The sequence below is a fragment of the Pseudarthrobacter sulfonivorans genome, assembly GCF_014712225.1.
In the GTDB taxonomy this organism is placed as follows: domain Bacteria; phylum Actinomycetota; class Actinomycetes; order Actinomycetales; family Micrococcaceae; genus Arthrobacter; species Arthrobacter sulfonivorans.
The window spans coordinates 183,257-202,042 of sequence record NZ_JACXBW010000001.1; the positions used below are offsets into that span (position 1 = coordinate 183,257).

Annotated in this window: 13 protein-coding genes; 4 read left to right on the forward strand and 9 right to left on the reverse strand. The window is 66.3% G+C overall.

The annotated features are described in order from the left end of the window. The first annotated feature begins 20 nt into the window (after positions 1-20). A complete protein-coding gene (locus IAQ70_RS00910; protein WP_223858580.1) occupies positions 21-1,385 on the forward strand; it encodes an MFS transporter in 1,365 nt (454 codons plus the stop codon). 31 nt (positions 1,386-1,416) lie between these two features. Continuing rightward, positions 1,417-2,904 carry a mannitol dehydrogenase family protein gene (locus IAQ70_RS00915; protein WP_190987418.1) on the forward strand — a complete coding sequence of 496 codons (1,488 nt, stop codon included), beginning with the start codon at positions 1,417-1,419 and terminating at the stop codon, positions 2,902-2,904. Positions 2,905-2,913: 9 nt separating this feature from the next. Here the strand turns inward: IAQ70_RS00915 and IAQ70_RS00920 are convergent, their stop codons facing one another. Together IAQ70_RS00920 and IAQ70_RS00925 are read right to left on the reverse strand one after the other, a co-directional pair. Beyond that, on the reverse strand, positions 2,914-4,347 hold the full coding sequence (locus IAQ70_RS00920; RefSeq protein WP_190987419.1) for an FAD-dependent oxidoreductase: 1,434 nt from the start codon (positions 4,345-4,347) through the stop codon (positions 2,914-2,916). A 154-nt stretch (positions 4,348-4,501) separates the two neighbouring features. Beyond that, entirely contained in the window at positions 4,502-5,500 is a 999-nt protein-coding gene (locus IAQ70_RS00925) for a DNA topoisomerase IB (RefSeq protein WP_190987420.1), read from the reverse strand. An 84-nt stretch (positions 5,501-5,584) separates the two neighbouring features. Between IAQ70_RS00925 and rarD the strand changes: the two genes are divergently transcribed. Continuing rightward, positions 5,585-6,622, forward strand: a complete 1,038-nt coding sequence (gene rarD, locus IAQ70_RS00930; RefSeq protein ID WP_190987421.1) for an EamA family transporter RarD — start codon at positions 5,585-5,587, stop codon at positions 6,620-6,622. Between the two features lie 29 nt (positions 6,623-6,651). On the opposite strand, the gene IAQ70_RS00935 is transcribed toward rarD, so the two are convergent. The 5 genes from IAQ70_RS00935 to IAQ70_RS00955 form a co-directional block, all read right to left on the reverse strand. Beyond that, positions 6,652-8,232 (reverse strand): endo-1,4-beta-xylanase, encoded by a 1,581-nt coding sequence (locus tag IAQ70_RS00935; protein WP_223858581.1) that lies wholly within the window; start codon positions 8,230-8,232, stop codon positions 6,652-6,654. A 135-nt stretch (positions 8,233-8,367) separates the two neighbouring features. Next, on the reverse strand, positions 8,368-10,152 hold the full coding sequence (locus IAQ70_RS00940; RefSeq protein ID WP_190987423.1) for a polysaccharide deacetylase family protein: 1,785 nt from the start codon (positions 10,150-10,152) through the stop codon (positions 8,368-8,370). A gap of 59 nt (positions 10,153-10,211) precedes the next feature. Continuing rightward, the gene (locus tag IAQ70_RS00945) at positions 10,212-11,984 is read right to left on the reverse strand and encodes a polysaccharide deacetylase family protein (protein WP_190987424.1); all 1,773 of its coding nucleotides are present in this window, start codon (positions 11,982-11,984) and stop codon (positions 10,212-10,214) included. Between the two features lie 19 nt (positions 11,985-12,003). Further along, a complete protein-coding gene (locus IAQ70_RS00950) occupies positions 12,004-13,338 on the reverse strand; it encodes a glycosyltransferase family 2 protein (RefSeq protein ID WP_190987425.1) in 1,335 nt (444 codons plus the stop codon). Between the two features lie 2 nt (positions 13,339-13,340). Then, the gene (locus IAQ70_RS00955) at positions 13,341-13,832 is read right to left on the reverse strand and encodes a hypothetical protein (protein ID WP_190987426.1); all 492 of its coding nucleotides are present in this window, start codon (positions 13,830-13,832) and stop codon (positions 13,341-13,343) included. Positions 13,833-14,468: 636 nt separating this feature from the next. Between IAQ70_RS00955 and IAQ70_RS00960 the strand changes: the two genes are divergently transcribed. Next, positions 14,469-15,851, forward strand: coding sequence for a dihydrolipoyl dehydrogenase family protein (locus IAQ70_RS00960; protein WP_190987427.1), 1,383 nt, complete (start codon positions 14,469-14,471; stop codon positions 15,849-15,851). Between the two features lie 3 nt (positions 15,852-15,854). Here the strand turns inward: IAQ70_RS00960 and gabT are convergent, their stop codons facing one another. Then, positions 15,855-17,237 (reverse strand): 4-aminobutyrate--2-oxoglutarate transaminase, encoded by a 1,383-nt coding sequence (gabT, locus tag IAQ70_RS00965; protein ID WP_190987428.1) that lies wholly within the window; start codon positions 17,235-17,237, stop codon positions 15,855-15,857. Positions 17,238-17,273: 36 nt separating this feature from the next. Then, entirely contained in the window at positions 17,274-18,704 is a 1,431-nt protein-coding gene (locus IAQ70_RS00970; RefSeq protein WP_190987429.1) for a gamma-aminobutyraldehyde dehydrogenase, read from the reverse strand. Positions 18,705-18,786: the final 82 nt, after the last annotated feature.

Consider the following 18,786-nt stretch of genomic DNA (forward strand, 5'->3'; position numbering starts at 1 on the left):
TAGCGACGCAAGGAAGCGACATGAGATCTGATGCACCGGCCCGGGAGGCCGCCGACGCAAAACCCGCCACATTCTTTGATCGGCTGGGGCTCCCCCGGCCGCTGATCTGGGGGTTCGTTGGCCTGACCCTGTTCATGATCGGCGATGGCGTCGAGACCAACATCCTGGCGCCCTACCTGACCGACGCCCACGGGTTCTCGATCCCCTTGGCCGGCTCCCTGGTCACCGTCTACGGGATCGCTGTTGCCATCGCAGCTTTCTTCTCCGCAGCGCTGTCCGATCTGTGGGGTCCCCGTAAGGTCATGATCATCGGCGCGGCCATCTGGATCGTGTTCGAGGTTCTGTTCCTCGGCGTTGCCTTGGCAGCCAGCTCCAACACGGTCCTGATCTTCGTCAGTTATGGGCTCCGCGGCTTCGGCTACCCGTTCTTTGCTTACGGATTCCTGGTCTGGATCAGCGCCACGGCCAATGCCAGGCGCCTGGCCATGTCCATCGGCTGGTTCTACGTGGCCTTCAGTGCCGGCCTGCCTACGCTCGGCGCCGCCACGGCCAGTGTTTCCCTCGAAATCTTCGGCCTTTCCTACTACCAGACCCTGTGGATCTCCCTCGTCCTGGTGGTCGCCGGCGCTGCCGTGGCGCTCGTCGGCGTCAAGGAAAAAACGGGCCGCTCCCCGCTGGTGGAGAATTCCGATCAGGTCTGGGCCACGCTCACCTTTGGCCTGAAGTTGCTCGTGATGGATCGCAGGGCCCTGATGGTGATGCTCACGCGCATGATCAACTCGATCCCCACCTACGGCATGGCCATCTTCTTCCCGGCGCTGTTCGTTGACCGCTTCCAGTGGTCCGTGGGACAGTTCCTGATCCTGACCACCGTGATCTACGCGGTGAACATCCCCTGCAACCTGTTCTTCGGATGGCTCGGCGACCGCCTCGGCTGGAGCCGCACCGTGACCTGGTGCGGTGCACTCGTGTGCGCCGTTTCCATGTTGGGTCTCTATGTTGTGCCGGACTACGCGGTGAGCCAGGGCTGGGCGGCCGCATACCCGCTCACCCTGCTGATCGGCGCCGTCTTCGGCATCGGCCTGGCCGGCTTCGTTCCACTGTCCGCCATCGCCGTGTCCCTGGCTCCGAAGCATCCGGGCGCGGCCATGAGTTCGTACAACCTGGGCATCGGTGCCGCCGTGTTCGCCGGGCCGCTGCTCGTGGCTCTCCTGTACGGGACGCTGGGCGCGGCCGGCATGGTGTACCTCTTCGCCGCCCTCTACATCCTCGCCGGGCTCTTCGCCGCCGCCCTGCGCGGAACGCAGCCCGGCTTCGGCGGTGTCCCCGCCACGGCCGCGGAGGCCTCCACCACACCCCAACCCGTGGCCGCCACCACCAACTGACCCACCACCATTCACCTCCCAGGAGAGCACCATGGAACTCAGCAACAGCAGCCTGCCGGACGTCCCCCAAACGGTCGCCACGCCGTCGTACGACCGCTCCGCGGTGACCGCAGGCATCGTCCATTTCGGCGTGGGCGGCTTCCACCGCGCCCACCAGGCCATGTACTTGGACCGGCTCATGAACGAGGGCAAGGCCCTGGACTGGGGAATCTGCGGCATGGGCGTGATGCCCTCGGACACCAGGATGCGGGATGCCCTGAAGGCCAGCGACGGGCTGTACACCCTGGTGGTCAAGAACCCGGACGGCAGCCGCGACGTGCGCGTCGTCGGCTCGATCATCGACTACGTGTTCGCTCCGGATGACCCGCAGGCCGCCGTCGAACGGCTGGCCGACCCCGCCATCCGGATCGTCTCGCTCACCGTCACCGAGGGCGGCTACAACGTCCATCCCGTCACGGGCGAATTCGATCTGGCCAACCCGCAGGTGCGGGCCGATCTGGCCAACCCGGGGCGGCCGCAAACCACTTTTGGGCTGGTCTGCGCCGGCCTCAGGCTGCGCCGCGAGCGCGGGATCGCCCCGTTCACGGTGATGAGCTGCGACAACATCCAGGGCAACGGCGAAGTCGCGGAACGGATGTTCACCGCGTTTGCCACGGCCCTCGATCCGGAGCTCGGGGCCTGGCTGGAGGCCAACGTGCCGTTCCCGAACTCGATGGTGGACCGGATCACGCCGGTCACCACCGATGCCGACAGGACCGATGTCCTCACGGAGTATGGGATCAACGACGCCTGGCCGGTGGTCAGCGAGGACTTCGTCCAGTGGGTGCTGGAGGACAAGTTCGCCGCGGGCCGCCCGGCCTTCGAGGACGCGGGCGTGCAACTCGTGGACGATGTGGTTCCGTACGAGCTGATGAAACTGCGGCTGCTCAACGCCAGCCACCAGGGCCTGTGCTACTTCGGCCACCTGGCCGGATACCGCGCGGTGCACGATGTTGTCCGGAACCCGCTGTTCGCCAAGTTTCTGCTGCGCTACATGGACGAAGAAGCCACGCCCACGCTGTCCCCGCTCCCTGGCGTCGACCTGCAGGCATACAAGCACAAACTGATCGATCGTTTCAGCAACGAGTACGTGGCGGACACGGTGGCGCGCCTCTGCGCCGAGAGTTCGGACCGCATCCCGAAGTGGCTCATGCCTGTAGTCCGAGAGAACCTGGCCGCGGGCCGGCCGGTGGAGCTGTCCGCCGCGATCGTTGCCAGCTGGGCGCGTTACGCCGAAGGTGTGGATGAAAGCGGCGAGCCGATCACCGTCGTCGACCGTTTGGCCGAACAGCTGACGGCAGTCGCGCAGCGTAGCCCGGAGGACCTGGACGCCTTCATCGCGGACCGCGAGCTTTTCGGCGATGTCATTGACGATGAACGGTTCCGCAGCGCCTACCGGAACGCGCTGGCTTCACTGCACAGCAGGGGTGCGATTGCCACTTTGGAGAAGCTGGTGGCCGCACCGGCCCGTACTGCCTAGGGCCTCGGGTCAGGCGCGGGAAATGTTGATCATTTCCTCGCGCGGAACTACTTTGACGCGTTCACGCACGACGGCGGCAGTCCCGTCGTCGCCGACCCATTCCGCGCCGAGGGCTGCTTCGTGCGCATCGAGCTTGATCCAGCCCTCCCACGTGGTGTACTCGATACCGCGCTCGTGGAGGAGATCGATAATAGCCTGGGGGTCCGGGTTCTGGGCCGGGGGCAGCGTGAGCCGGTCCTCCAGGAGGAAGCCGATGGTCTCCAGGGCGTCACCCTTGGTGTGTCCGATCAGGCCCACCGGTCCGCGCTTGATCCAGCCGGTGGCGTAGATTCCCGGGACCGCGTTGCCTTCGGCGTCCAGGACCCGGCCGCCCTCGTTGGGGACCACACCGCGTTTGGCGTCGTATTCCAGCTCATCCAGCGGCGAGCCGTGGTACCCGATGGCGCGGTACACGGCCTGGACGGGGTAGTCCACGAACTCGCCGGTGCCCTTGACGTTGCCGGTCCCGTCGAGTTCCATCCGCTCGAACTTGATGCCCGCTACCTGGCCGGACCCGGCGTCGTCATATATTTCAACGGGGCTGTGCAGGAAGTGAAGGTGCAGGCGGCGGGAGGACGGTTCTTCCGCTTCGGCGTGCTCCTCCACCAGCCAGTTGGTGAGGGTGTTGACCATGGTTTTGATCTGGTTGTTGCTGCGGATGGCCTCATCGGAGGCTTCGTCGAATTCGAAGTCCTCCGGGTACAGCACAATGTCCACGTCCTTCATATGGCTCAGCTCGCGCAGCTCCAGCGGGGTGAACTTCACCTGGGCGGGGCCGCGGCGGCCGAAGACGTGGACGTCCGTGACGGGCGAGTTCTTCAAGCCGGCATAGACGTTGTCCGGGATCTCCGTGGTGAGCAGTTCATCGGCGTGCTTGACCAGCATCCGGGCGACATCCAGCGCCACGTTACCGTTGCCGATCACGGCGACTTCTTTGGCGTCCAGTGGCCACTCGCGAGGCACATCGGGGTGGCCGTCATACCAGGACACAAAATCCGCCCCGCCGAAAGAACCGGCCAGGTCGATGCCGGGGATGGGCAGGTCCGCGTCCTTGATGGCACCGGTGGAGAAGATCACGGCGTCATAGAAGGCGCGGAAGTCATGCAGGGTGAGGTCGCGGCCGTAGGTGACGTTGCCGAGGAAACGGATGTCGCCGCGGTCCAGGACTTTGTGCAGGGCGTTCACGATGCCCTTGATGCGCGGATGGTCAGGGGCCACCCCATAGCGGATCAGGCCGTAAGGCGCCGGGTAGGCCTCGAACAGGTCGATGCTGACCTCGAAGTCGCCATCCTTGACACCGTTGGACTTGGTCAGGATGTCCGCCGCATACACCCCCGCCGGTCCGGCGCCGACGATGGCGACACGGAGTGGACGCTTGGAGGTGGTTTCGCCTGGTTTGGACACCGGGAGCCCTTCTGGAACGAGGAGAATGCGCCTAAGCGCACAATGCAGGCTGTGCACGGTGCGGGTTGCACACAGTGCCCCTATTCTAAATGTGCCCGGGCGCGGATCGTGCAAGTCGGAATGTGCAAGGCGGACCGCCGCTCCCGGGAGTTGCTTAACCGCTCCTTTGCAGCGGCACCACATCACCCTCCCGGTAAAGCAGCGCGCGAAGCTCGGACTCGGCCGACTGCACCCGGTGGGGATCGATGGTCTCCCCCGCGGCAAAGTGGTCCAGCAGCCGGGGGTCAACATAGCTTTTGCGGGCGATCGACGGCGTGTTCCCCAGCACCGCCGCCGCCTCCTCCATGGCGATGCTGATGGCGCGCTTCCGCGCCGCCACCTTTTCCTGGGGCCCGCTGCGCGCCAGGCTGACGGCTGCCGCCACGGTCCCGCGCAGCGTCCTGAAGTCCTTGGCCGTGAAGTCCAGGCCCGTGCGCTCCTTGACGTAGCCGTTGATCTCGGCACTGGTCACCGGATGCCAACTGCGCCCGTTCTTGTAAGCCAGCAGACGGGCGTTGCCACCGCGGCGCTTGAGGGTCCGCACGAGGGCGGCAAGGTCGGCGTCGTGGATTTCCGATTCCCAGTCCTTGCCGCTCTTGGCCGGGAATCTCAGCTCCAAGGATTCCTTGCGGACGTGCACGTGCGCGCACAGCAGGGTGGCGAGGCCGCGGCTGCCGTTCTCGTTGGTGTACCGCTCGGAGCCGACCCGAAGGGATCCGCTGTCCAGCATCCTGAACGCCGCCGCGAGGACGCGTTCCCGGCCAATGCCGTCGCTGCGCAGGTCAAGGGTGACCTGCCGGCGGGCGGCGGGCAGCGACTCCGCCAGCTGCAGGGCGCGATCGAACTTCACCCGGTCTTTCCGCTCACGCCACGCCGGATGATAGATGTACTGGCGCCGGCCCACGGCATCCAGGCCCGTCGCCTGGATGTGCCCGTTCTCGAACGGCGCGATCCACACGTCTTTCCAGGCCGGCGGGATCCCGATGCTTTCGAGCCGGTCCCGGACCGGCCCCGGAGGCAGCGTGGAGCCATCCAGATCGCGGTAGCTGAAGCCCGTCCCCGCGGCCACGCGCCGGTAGCCGCGGCCGTTCGCGTTACTGCGGCGGAGCCTCACGGCGTGGCATCCTGCCGGTTCGTCCGTTCCATAAAGGCAAGCCTACTGACGATTTGGCGGAATACCCGCCGGGAGCGTGATGTTATGGGAGACGTGCCTACTCCCCACGGTCCCACCCCCGCCACCAAAGCCACCGCCGCAAAGGCTGCGGGAAAGCCTGCGGGCGGGTCCGGCGCGCCGGGACTCAAGGCTTCAGGGCCGAAGGCCGTGGACAAAGAGACGACGGCGGGAATCCTGTTCGGCTTCGGCGCCTACGGGCTGTGGGGGCTGCTTCCCCTCTACTTCATTGCGCTCCTGCCCGCCGGGCCGGTGGAGATCGTGGCCAACCGCGTGGTGTGGTCGGTGCTTTTCTGCGCAATCCTGATCACTGTCACGCGGTCCTGGCGCACCCTGGCCAACGCCTTCCGCGACCGTTCCGTCTTCGGCGCCTTGGCCATCGCCGGCGCCCTCATCGCCGTGAACTGGCTGACCTACACGTACGGCGTGACCACCGGCCAGGCTGTTGAAGCCTCGCTGGGATATTTCATCAATCCCCTTGTCTCGGTGCTCCTCGGCGTGATCGTCCTCAAGGAAAAGCTGCGCGCCCTCCAGTGGGCCGCGGTCGGAATCGGCTTTGTTGCGGTGGCTGTACTCACGGTGAGCTACGGCAAACTGCCCTGGATCGCCCTGACATTGGCCTTCAGTTTCGGCCTGTACGGGTTCGTGAAGAACCGTGTTGGCCGCAAAGTGGATGCGGTGACAAGCCTCAGCGTCGAGACCATGGTGCTGGCTCCGGTGGCCGGGGCCACCATGGTGTTCCTCGGTCTGAGTGGCTCCGCTACCCTGGCCGCCCAGGGTCCCGGGCATTTCTGGCTCCTCGCGGCTTCCGGGGTGCTCACGGCAGTGCCGCTGCTGTTCTTCGGCGCGTCGGCCCGCCGGCTTCCGTTGACCACCATCGGGCTGCTGCAGTACGTGGCCCCCATGCTCCAGTTCGTTGTGGCGCTGCTGGTCTTCAAGGAGGCCATGACGCCGGACCGCTGGATCGGTTTTGGGGTGGTGTGGCTGGCGCTGCTGGTCCTGACGGTGGACATGCTGCGGATGGCAGGGAAAAACTCGGCCGCTAAGCGGCTCGCCCGGCAGTAGGCGGCCTCTGCCCGGTGGCGACCGGGCGGTCAGCCGCCCAGCGAACGCCGCATAGCGTCGTACGCTGGCCTCGGCTTCCCGTCGTCGAACAGGAAGTCGTGGCCCTGCTGCAGGCTGCCGTCGTCGTCGATCGACCAGTTGTAGCGGTTATCGACCCCCCACGTCGTGTAGGAGACGCAGGCGCGCGAGCCCAGACAGGTGGCCAGCACAGAAGCGTACTGCCTCGCCTGGGCATCCGTCCCCTGGTCGTCCGTGACGTCGTTCTCCGAGATGCGCACACGGAGGCCCGCCGCGTCGAAGGTGGCGAGCGTTCGGGACAGCTCTCCCGGCGGAATGGCGTCGGTGTCGAGGTCGTAGATGTGCGCCTGGAGGCCGACGCCGTAGATGTGGCCGCCCTGGGTGTTGGTGTCGAGCGCCAGCTTGAGCAGGGCGTCCTGGCGGCGGCCCGGCACGTCGGCCCCGTTCTCGTTGATGAACTGCCTGACGTCCGGATCGGCGTCGTAGACCGCCTTGGAGACGACCGCCGGGTAGCCGGGCCCGAAGACGCGGTACCAGATGTTCTGCTGGAGGCTGGTCCCCTGATCGACATCGAAGGGCTCGTTGACCACGTCGAGCGAGGCGAGCCGTCCCTTGAAGTGCGTCACCACGGTGTTGACGTAGTCAAGCAGCGCGGTGGCGCTCGCCTTGCGCTCCGCGTCCGTGCCGCTGGGCAGCTCCTGCATCCACCGCGGCATGGCTTCGGTGAAGGCGATGGTGTGGCCGTGCACGGTCATGCCCTTGCTCTCGGCGATCGTGAGGATCGCGTCGGCTTCCTCGAAGGTGTAGACGCCCCGCTGCGGGGAGAGGAACTGCGGCTTCATGGCGTTCTCCGGCGTGACTGAGCCGAAGTTGCCGACGAGCTCCCGCGCGTAGTCTGCGTCCGAGGCGAGCGGACCGAGCGCCACGGCCGCACCGATCTTGAAGTCCGGCCGGGACTTGGCGGCCAGTGCCTGCAGGCCGTCGGCCGACGACTGGCCCTCGGCGACCGCGACCCCCGACGTGCGCAGGCCGGCGCTCTCCGGCGCAGCCGCCTTGAGGGAGGTGACGTCGAAGGCCCCGGAATCGCTCGATAATCCGAGCCACAGCTTCCCGGAGGAGAACACCTTGCCGAGGGGAAGCGAGGCGAGCTTGTCCCCGCCGCTTGTCACTTCAAGGGTGTCCCCGGACCGGCGCACCGAGAGCGGCGCTCCCGGGTCGCTCAGAGTGACGCGCTCGTCATGCACGGGGACAGGCTGCGTCATGTCCCGCTTCTGCGTGCCGTCGAAGACGGCGATCTCCAGGTCATCGCCCTGGAGGGTGAGGCGCAGGCCCGCCGGCTCGACGCGGAACTCGTCCGCGATCACCGGGGGCCGGTCGTACAGCGCCCATGACGCGTCCGCGGTCACGTCGGCGAACGTCGCGCTGAGTGTGAAGTCCCCGCTGACTACCAGATGTGTGCCGGCCAGGTTGAGCGGCGGGTTCGGCTGGCCTCCCGCGCCGTTCTGCTCGACGATGCGCCTGGCGGTGGCGGTGACCTGCAGGCCGTTGCTTCCGGCCGTCACGCCCGGGGTGTCCTGCCAGTTCTCGTGCAACAGGTCGACATTCACATCCGGCTCCGGTGTCGGCTCGGGTGAGGAGCAGCCGCCGAGGACAACGAGAAGGCCGGACGCCAGCATCACCATCAGTGCGTGCGCGCGCCCGGCCATCTTATGTCCTCTTCCTCGTCGTTAGGGCTTGGTCCAGCGGACGTCGTCGAAGTACCCCTGCAGTCCCGAGTTGCCCTGGACGATCACCTGCACGCTCGCCTTGGCGACCGCGGTGGTGCTTGGCGAGTATGTCAGGTCAACGTTGGTCACGCCGGCGGCCGTTACGCCGAGCTTATACTGCCCGGAGATCCACTGACCGGCCGCGTTGTACTCGTCGATGTAGAAACCCACCTCACCGCTGGTTCGCGCCGCGACGTTGAGGTACCCGGCGATCTTGTAGGTACCGGCCGTCACCGCGACCTGTGGGGAGAACAGGTGCTTGTTCGCCGTGGTGGCCGTCAGTTTGACCGAGTTCACCGGGTTGGCCGGGCTACCGTGGTTCGCGGCGTCGGCCACGATGGTGGTAGCCGAGTCGGTTGTCCAGCCCGAGCTGATGCCGGCGTCGAAGGTGCCGTTGGCGACGAGGTTAGACGACGGCGGCGGGGTAGCCTCCGCGCCGAGCGCCAGCATCTGCACGTTGTCCACGTAGGCCGTGATGCCGGTGCCCGTCACCCAGATCTGCAGGCTCGCCGAGGCCACATTGGTGGAGCTCGGCGTGTACGTGAAGTTCATCGACTCCACCCACCGCGAGTTCTCCCGTTTGCGGAACTGCCCGGAGATCCATTGTCCGGCGGCGTTGTACTCGTCGACGTAGAACCCGACCTCACCGGTCGTGATCGCAGCCACGTTGAGGAAGCCCTTGAACATATAGTTCGTCGTCGGCGTCACGGGAAGCGTTGGTGAGAACAGGTGACCCGTCGTGGCGCCTGAGACCAGCTTCACCGATTTGGCGAAGTCGGGGTAGCTGCCGTTGTTCGCGGCGTCCGCCGTGATGGTCGCCGGGGCGTCGGTCCGCCAGCCGTCCCCAAGGCCGTTGTTGAACGTGGGGTTCGGCATCTTGTTGGGGGTGCCGTTCACGAGGCCTTTGCTGACGTTGACGTTCTTGATCTGCCCGGCCGTGACCTTGGTCTTGACGTACGCGGCCAGCTGATCGAGCTCTGCGGTGCCGTACTCGTAGTCGTCCGGGACTTTGCTCGGCGTCGGCCTGATGTCGTGGAAGGTGAAGACGACCCACTGCTTGTTCGCGATCGCCGCGTCCACCTGGGCCTTCAGTGTGGCCACCGGGGTGGTGACTTCCTGGACGGGGACGTCGCGGAGCAGGTAGTCGCCGAGCGGCCAGGGGTTGTTGCCGGTGTCCGCGAAGCCGCGCATCGAGCTGTAGTACTTGGCCACCCGGGCGAGCGCGGACATATCGTAGTCGCCGTACGGCGGGGCGAACGCTGTCGGGTTGAAGCCGTTGGCTACCAGCGTGGCCTTGCTGTTGGCCAGCTCGGCGTCCACCTGCGCGGCCGTCAGCTTGGTGGCCTGACAGTCGTTGCCGACGCTCACGAGGCACTGATGGTCGACGGTATGCGACCCGATCTCCCACCCGTACGTGTTCTGCAGCTGCGTGAGCTGGGCCCACGTCATGTACGGCACATCAGTGTTGGCCCGGCAGGTGTTCGGCACGGTGGTCATTCCGACGCAGTTCGTAATCACGTAGTTGGTGCCCGTCAGCCCGTATTTCTGCAGTGTAGGCGCCGCCTGCGTGAGCGCGCTGGCCTGGCCGTCGTCGAAGGTGAAGGACACCAGCGCCGCTGGGGCAGGGTTATCCACGGCGGCGTAGGCAGCTGCCGGGGACAGCAGTGCGGTGGCCATGGCCCCCACCGCCCCGATGGCCACGAGCCTGGCGCGCCCCCGCGCCAAGCTGGATCTGATTCCGGTCATGAGATTCTCCGTTCTTTTCGGGGGGCCGACAGCGCCGGGTGACACAGCCGAATGGTTGATCACGGGCCCTGTAACTGCTTGAACGCCTCGGCGACCGGCAGGACTTGGATACCACTTTGGTCGACGAGTTGCAGCTGGGCGCCGAGGACGTCGCTGGTGATGGTGCTCCGGTCCGCCGCGATGGTGTGCTCCTGGGTGCCGGTGTTCGCCTGGGTCGCGATCTGGTGGTAAACGAGGATGAGCCACCCGTTCGCCCGGGACGTCTCGGCGAGCGCTTCGGCCAGTCTGTCCGGCGTGGTCTCGTCGGTGACGTAGAAGACCTTCAGATCGTGCGGGTTGAGGTTCTGCCGGGTGTTGATGCCATCGTCTGTCCCGCGCATGATGTCGAAGTACTTGCTCGCGTACCAGTCGACCTGGGAGTCGGACCGTCCGTACGGGGGTGCCAGGTCGTCGGTGCTGAGGCCGGCTGCCGCGAGGGCCTCCTCACTCTTCCGCAACTGATCGTCCAACCGGTCGGTGGCGATCGCAGTGAGATCGACGTGTTCGTAGCTGTGTGCGGCGATCTCATGCCCGGCGTCGTGCATCTGCTGCACCTCGGCGGCCGTCACGAAGTTCGGCGTCTCGATGGAGCTGGGATTGACATACTGGGTGGTCCGGAAGCCGTGCTGGTTCAGCAGTGGCAGGGCGCGGTCGTACACCGACTGCCAGCCGTCGTCGAACGTGATCGAGACCAGGGGCTTGTCCCAGCGGAGGGGTCCCGGGTTGGTGATGTCGGTCAGGGAATAGTCTCGGACAGCTGTGGTGCCGTCCCCGTGCGACACCAGGGTGACCAGCGCCGACTTGGCTCCGACGGGGACCTGGAACGTCTCCCCGATCGTCGTCCACTCTCCCGCCGGAGGCACCGTCTCCAGGTTGTGGAACTCGCGCCCGCCGGCCGCGAGTTCGAACTCCGCCACCACGTCCACCTGGCGGTCGGAGTGGTAGGTTGCGCCGAACTCGAAGTACCGGTCAGTGGTCACCGGGACCGGCTGGTACTGCCACTTCGCTTCGCCGTTCTGGTAGTTCGAGATGCGGGTCCAGAGGAAGTTGCCGGCACCGTCCTTGCCGCGCCCTGATTCCACGGTCGACGCCCCGGAGGCGTACGGGGACCATACGTCAGGTGCACCGGGCTGCGGACCGGCGAGCCCCGGGTCGGGGATGAGGTTAGGGCCCCTCGTCGGAGCGGCCGGCACCCGGACGTCGTCCGCTGCCTCCAGGTATGCGCCCTCGACCCGGACGGTGGCCTTCGATGAAAGCCGGAAGACGTACTCCACCGCCGTCGTCGTGATTCCGCTGTGGAACGCGTCGCTCACGGTGAACGGGGTATTGCCCGGCCGCTCGAGGGGGTTCCGAAGCTGCTCCAAAGTGGAACTGCCGTCGGCGTGGTACTTGCGGGCCAGGAGCGTGAAGTCCGCGTCACTGCTGGTGAACGCCTTGAACAGGTAGGTCTTCCCCGCCTCGACACTCACCCGGGGGCTCGTCAGGGTGACATCGCCCGTGGCGTACTGGGTGATGTCGAGCTTCAGAGCCTGGCCGCTCAGCTGTCCATTGACCTGCTCCAAGGTTGTCAGGGCGTCCCCGCTGTGGTGTACGTTCCAACCGCCCACGGGGCTGGCGGCTGCCGAGGGGACCGACGCCACTGCAGCGCCCGCCGTAGTGGCAACGAGCGTGGGGAGCAGGTTCGCGCCGGGCCGCGCCTGGGCAATGCTGCTCTTCCCACCGGTGTACAGTAGCCACCCGGCGGCGATCAGGACGACCACCACCGTAATGACCAGGAGCGGATTCAACAGCACACGGAGAATCCACCTGCGTCTACGCACGAGCTACCACCAGGACGCCGCCGGCCCGCTGCGGCGACTTCCAGGTGTTGATCTTGGGACGCTGGAACAGGCCGCGTGAGCGCGCGATGCAGCGAACTGCCGCCGTCAGTTGCACCAGGTCCATGATGTAGAACAGGAAGTACGCCGTCGGCGCGTAAATGGACAGCCGAACACGTTCACGTGCGGTCAGGTTCTCATCCATCCACACTGTCAGCAGTGTGTAGGCGGTGATCGTCGCGTAAGCACCGAGTATGAGGGCGGGCGTCTGCGTGACCAGCGACCAGTAGACCGCGTATGTCCAGGCCAAGGGCGAGACGAGCAGCGTGAACTCGCTGAGCACGGCCATCGGCATCCGGTAGTAGGTCAACGTGCCGGTGTACCGGCGACTCGGGTTGAGAATCATGCCGCGGTACTTGATGAGGTTCTGGATGCTGCCGTACTTCCAGCGGTAGCGCTGCTTCGCCAAGGCACGAAGCGTGAGCACGCCCTCGGTCTTCGCCACCACGTCAGCGCCGTAGACCATGCGGAAGCGCCGGTTGCCCAGGTTGGTGATCTTCGTGCTCAGGCCGATGTCCTCGGTCACGGTGTCCGTGTCGTAGAAGCCGACCTTGCGCAGCACCCGCATCCGATAGGTGGAGGCCACCCCACCCACCACGAACTCGCAAGTCAGCAGCGAGTAGAGCTTCTTCGAGCGGTAGCCGATCATGTGCTCGAACCGCTGCAGGATCCCAAGCACCGTCGTCTCATCCAGGATCTGTACGTTGGCGGCGACACCGGCCACGTACGGGTCTTCGAAGTAGGTCAGGGCGTTCGTGATGGCGTCCGGACCGATGATCGAGTCGGCGTCGAGCGTCATCACGAACTGCCCGCGCGCGTGCCGGCGAAGCGCCGCGTTGAGCGCCGCGCCCTTCCCGACGTTCTTGCGCATCCGCACGACGCGCAGGTCCATCTCGGGGTGGCGCACCTGGTAGTCGCGGACCAGCCGACCGGTGAGGTCCGTGGACGCGTCGTCCGCGACGATGACCTCGAGCGAGCGGTACGTGCTGCGCCGGATGGAGTCGAGCGTCCGGACAATCACCGACTCCTCGTTATGGGCGGCGACGACGACGGAGACCAGCCCGGGCACCTCGGCGAGGGCCCGGCGCGTCCAGGTGGCCGTCGCGGCACATTCTGCCTCGTACCCTACGGAGTGCCGGACGTCCCTCCCCTTCCGCCGCTGCTGCCAGATGTCGTAGAAGTTGGCACCCACCAGATACAGGCCGAAGTGCACGACGTACAGGATGCTGACACCGGCGAACAGCCAGAAGATCACCAGCGCGATGTCCATGCTCACGCCTCAGGGGAGTTGGAGGCGAGTGCGGGCAGGTGCGCGGTGCTATGGGTCTCGGAGCGCCAGTTGCGGTGCCCCCGGCCCTGCACGTTCACGGTCCCGGCGACTGCGGCAGGCGCCTCGGCCGGCTGCAGGACCTCGCCGAAAGAATTCGCGACGGCGTCGGTCAGCTGGGCGGCGGCCGGCTGGACCAGATCGATAACGGCCGTGATGGTCGGAACGGCGGTGCTCGGCGCGGCGGCGGCCGGAACGGCTGCGCTCGGCGCCAGGGTGTCGACAAGAGTCGCGCGCGCGGCGCGACGGCGGGCTCCGCGCCGATACATCCCGACGCCGATGAAGCGCACTACCACGGTGAGAAGCACCAGGCCCCACAGCACGACGCTCAGCTGTGCCACGAAGCCGAGCAGTCCCTCGAACATGGCGCTATCCCGGCCGAAGGTCGCCTGTGCAATCAGGGTGACGCTCTCATTTCCCGTTGAAAGCTGAGTCATTGCATTTCCCCTGTCTCAAGCAAGATGTTGTCGTTAGCGTTGGCACGTCGCTTCTGCTCCGGGGGCGTAGCCAGGCCGGCGTCGAAGTACCCCGTGTCGGTAAAAGTCCCTGTCATCAGGCGATTTTTGCCGGCAGTGTCCTTCCCCGGCGGCTGACACGGAACGAATGGGAACGGAGCTCCGCTTTGCGAGGCCGGGGAGCGGCGGGTTAGGCAGGCAGGGGCGCCGGCGATCCCCAATCTCGTCTCCAGGGCTTCGATACTATGGAGCGGTTTCATGCCGAGTCTCCTCAGAGTTGGGCCATCCAGGAGCTGCTTACCCGGCCCGTTGGTAAGTCCAAGTTACGTATCGTTCCAGACGCCAAACACGAGTAGCCGGTACTCTAAAAGATTCTTGGGGGTACTTACGGACAGCGCCTCGCAGAGGCCGGGAGTTAGGTAGTTGCCCGTGACAAGGGTGGGGGTATTAGGTACTTTCCCCTCAAGGGCGTTAGGTAGCTCCCCCTTCGCATGCCGCCAGGACACCGAAAAGGCAGCCCTTCGCCCCGGAGTCGTTGCCCTTTTTCGTCTCTCGTACAGGCGGGTACGCTGACGGTGGCAGGCAAGAATTCTCCGGCAAGGAAGAGGGCCAATCTCAATGAAGCCCCGTAATGTGGACCTGCTCGTTGTCGGCGGCGGCAAGGCAGGGAAGTCCCTGGCCATGGATCTGGCCGCGGCCGGCCAGAGCGTCGCCATGGTGGAACGCGGCATGATCGGCGGCACATGCATCAACGTGGCCTGCATCCCCACCAAGACCCTTGTCAACAGCGCACGGCTCCTGAAATCCATACGCAGAGCCGCTGAATTCGGCATCACCGGCGCCGAGTCTCCCGCCATCGACGTCAGCCGGCTGCGCCACCGCAAGGACGACGTTGTGGGCACCATGGTGGCCGGGCAACGGAAGGCATTCCTCGGCTCCGGGATGGACCTGGTGATCGGCGAGGCCAAGTTCGTGGCAGAACGCACCGTCGAAGTGGCCCTCGACGGCGGGGGCACCCGCACCATCAGCGGAACCAGGGTGGTCATCAACACGGGCATGGTTCCTGCCCTGCCTCCCATCGACGGTCTTGCAGGTGCCGGCGTCCTGACCAGCGAGAGCATCCTTCGGCTCGAGGAACTCCCGCGCAGCATGGTGGTGCTCGGGGGCGGCTACGTCGGCGCTGAATATGCGTCGATGCTTCATCTCATGGGCGTCCGCGTCACCGTAGTTCACCGCGGGGCGCACCTGTTGGGCCGTGAGGACGCCGACGTGGGCGGGGCTGTCGGGGAGGTTTTCAGGCGCGATGGCATCGAGATCCGTCTCGGCGTGGAGGCCACGAAGGTCACCCGCGCGGCCGACGGCACGGTCACGGTGGACCTGTCCGACGGCGCCACCGTCACCGCGAAGGACATTCTGGTGGCGCTGGGCCGCAGCCCTGTCACGGCAGGGCTGGGACTGGAGAAGACCGGCGTCGAGCTGACGCCGCGCGGATTCGTGGCAGTGGACCAGCACCTCCGCACAACTGCGGACAGCGTTTGGGCGGCAGGGGATGTTGCCGGCTCCCCGCAGTTCACCCACGCGTCCTGGAACGACTACCGCATCCTCAAAGCCAACATGGCCGGCGGCGACCTCAGCACCACGGACCGGCTAATTCCCTACGCCGTGTTCATCACGCCGGAATTGGGCCGCGTCGGCCTGACCGAGTCCGAAGCACGGGCGGCCGGGTACAACATCCGGATTGCCCGCATGCCCGTTTCCGCCATTCCGCGGGCCCGCACCATCGGCGAGCTCGACGGCGTCTGGAAGGCCGTCGTCGACCGCGACACCGATCTGATCCTGGGCGCCGCGCTGCTCAGCGCCGAGGCCAGCGAGGTCATCGGCGTCGTCCAGATGGCGATGCTGGGGGGCCTGCGCCACCAGCAGGTGCGCGATGCCGTGATCACGCACCCCACCATGACCGAGGGGCTCCAGCTGCTGTTCAGCGACGCCTACCTGGCGTAGCCGCTAGGCGTTGGCCCTAATGGCGGCGGCCAGGACGTCCAGGCCGTCGTTCAGCAGGGCGTCGGTGATCACCAGCGGGGGCAGCAGGCGGATGACGTTGCCGTACGTGCCGCAGGTGAGGATGATGACCCCCTCCTTGAGGCAGGCGGCCGCGACGGTTTTGGTCAGCTCGGGGTTGGGATCCTTCGAACCGGCCTGGACCAGTTCGATGGCCAGCATGGCACCGCGGCCCCGGACGTCGCCGACGACGGACTTCCCGACGCCGGCCAGTTCTTCCTGAAGGGTGCGCAGCCGGCCGGTTGCCAGTTCCTCGATGTGGCGGGCACGCCCGGCCAGGTCGTATTCCTCCATGGAACCGATGGCAGCAAGTGCCGCGGCGCACGCCACAGGGTTGCCGCCGTAGGTGCCACCCAGTCCGCCCGCATGGACGGCGTCGAGCAGGTCGGCGCGGCCGGTTATGGCGGAGAGCGGCATGCCGCCGGCGATGCCCTTGGCCATGGTGATGATGTCCGGGACCACGCCTTCATGGTCCACGGCGAACCATTCGCCGGTGCGGCAGAAGCCGGACTGGACCTCGTCGGCGATGAAGACGATGCCCTTGTCCCTGGCCCAGTCAGCCAGGGCCGGCAGGAAGCCGTCGGCCGGGACGATGAAGCCGCCCTCGCCCTGGATGGGTTCGATGATGATCGCGGCCACCAGGTCAGCGCCGATCTGCTTTTCGATCATGGTGATGGCGCGCTGTGCGGCCTGGGCACCGGTGAGGTCCGGGTTTTCCTCGCGGTATGGGTAGCTCATCGGCAGGCGGTAGACCTCGGGCGCGAACGGGCCAAAACTCCCGGCCGGGCCTGACTTGTACGGCATGGCCTTGGCCGTCAGTGCCATGGTCAGGTTGGTGCGGCCGTGGTAGGCGTGGTCAAAGGCGACGACGGCGTCACGCCCCGTGGCGAGCCGGGCCACCTTGACCGCATTCTCCACGGCCTCGGCGCCGGAGTTGAACAGCACTGTCCGCTTCTCGTGGTCGCCCGGGGTCAGCCGGTTGAGCTGCTCGGCGAGGGCCACATAGCTTTCGTAGGGGGTGACCATAAAACAGGTGTGCGTGAAATGCTCCACGGCTTCCTTCACGGCCCCGACGACGGCGGGATCGGACGCGCCGACGCTGGTCACGGCGATGCCCGAGCCGAGGTCGATGAAGGAGTTGCCGTCGACGTCGTGGATGATCCCGCCGTCGGCATCGGCCACATAGACGGGGACACTGGAGGCGACGCCCGCGGCAACCACGGCCCGGCGGCGTTCGGTCAGGGCGATGGACTTGGGGCCCGGGAAGTCGGCCTGGACGCGGCGCTTCTGTTCCAGGCGGAAGGTGATGTCATTTGTTGTGGCAGTCATGGTGTTTCTTTCGTCAAAAGGAGGGTGCCGGTGGGACTAAGCGTCGAGGGCGGACATGACGTGCTTGATGCGCGTGTAGTCCTCGACGCCGTACATGGAGAGGTCCTTGCCGTAGCCGGACTGCTTGAAGCCGCCGTGCGGCATTTCGGCCGTGAGCAGGATGTGGGTGTTGATCCAGACGGCACCGAAGTCCAGGTCGCGGCTCATCCGCATGGCCGTGCCGTGGTCGGACGTCCAGACGCTGGACGCGAGGGCGTAGTCGACGTCGTTCGCCAGTTCGAGTGCCTCCGCCTCCGTGGTGAACTTTTGCACCGTGATGACCGGGCCGAAGGTTTCCTTCTGCACGATGTCGTCCGTCTGCCTGGCCCCGGTGACGATGGTCGGTTCAAAGAAGAAGCCCTTCTCCCCCGCCCGGTGGCCGCCGGTGACAACCTTGCAGTTTTCCGGGAGGTGCTCCACCACGGAGGTGACGGCGTTGAAGTGGTTTACGTTGTTCAGCGGGCCGAAGTAGTTGTCTTCATCGTTCTGCGAGCCGGTGTGCAGGGTCTTGGTGTGCTCCACCATGGCGGCCACGACGTCGTCGTGCACTGAATCCTCGACCAGCACGCGGGTGATGGCGGTGCAGTCCTGGCCGGCGTTGAAGAAGGCGAACTCGGCGATGGCAGCGGCGCTCTTTTTGATGTCGGCGTCCTTGAAGACGATGGCGGGGGCCTTGCCGCCCAGCTCCAGGTGGGCGCGCTTCAGTCCGCGTGCAGCGCCCGAGGCCACGGCGATGCCGGCCCGGACGGACCCCGTGATGGACACCAGCCCGGGGATCTTGTGCTCCACCATCAGGGCGCCGGTTTCACCTGTTCCCAGGACCACGTTCAGGACGCCGGCAGGCAGGATGTCCCCTGCCAGGCGGGCCAGCACCAGGGTGGATTCTGGAGTGGTGTCGGAGGGCTTGAGGACCACGGTGTTGCCTGCTGCGAGGGCGGGGCCGATCTTCCAGATGGCCATCAGGAAGGGGTAGTTCCACGGCGCCACCTGCGCCACCACCCCGATGGGTTCGCGGCGGACGTAGGAGGTGTGGCCCTCAAAGTATTCACCGGCGGACTTGCCTTCCAGGATGCGGGCGGCGCCGGCAAAGAAGCGCAGCTGGTCGGCCCCGGCCGCCACTTCCTCGGACGCTATCAGCGAGCGTACCTGGCCCGTGTTGCGGTGCTGGGCCTCCACCAGTTCATCGCTGTTGGCTTCAATGGCGTCAGCGAGCTTGAGGAGCATCAGCTGGCGCTGGCCGGGGGTGGCGTGCTTCCAGCTCTTGAAGGCATCCCTTGCTGCGGTCATGGCGGCGTCAACGTCCGCCTGCACTGAAACGGGCGCCTTCGCCACCACCTCGCCGTTGGTGGGGTTAACGATGTCCAGCAGGCTCGTGCCGGCCGGGGTCACGAACTCACCGTTGATGAAGTTCTGCAAGGTCTGAACCACGATGTACAACCTCTTTCAGGGGGAACACCAGTGCGGTGTTTGACTGCTCTGAGCCTATGCCCCAGCCCGGAGGACGGGAATA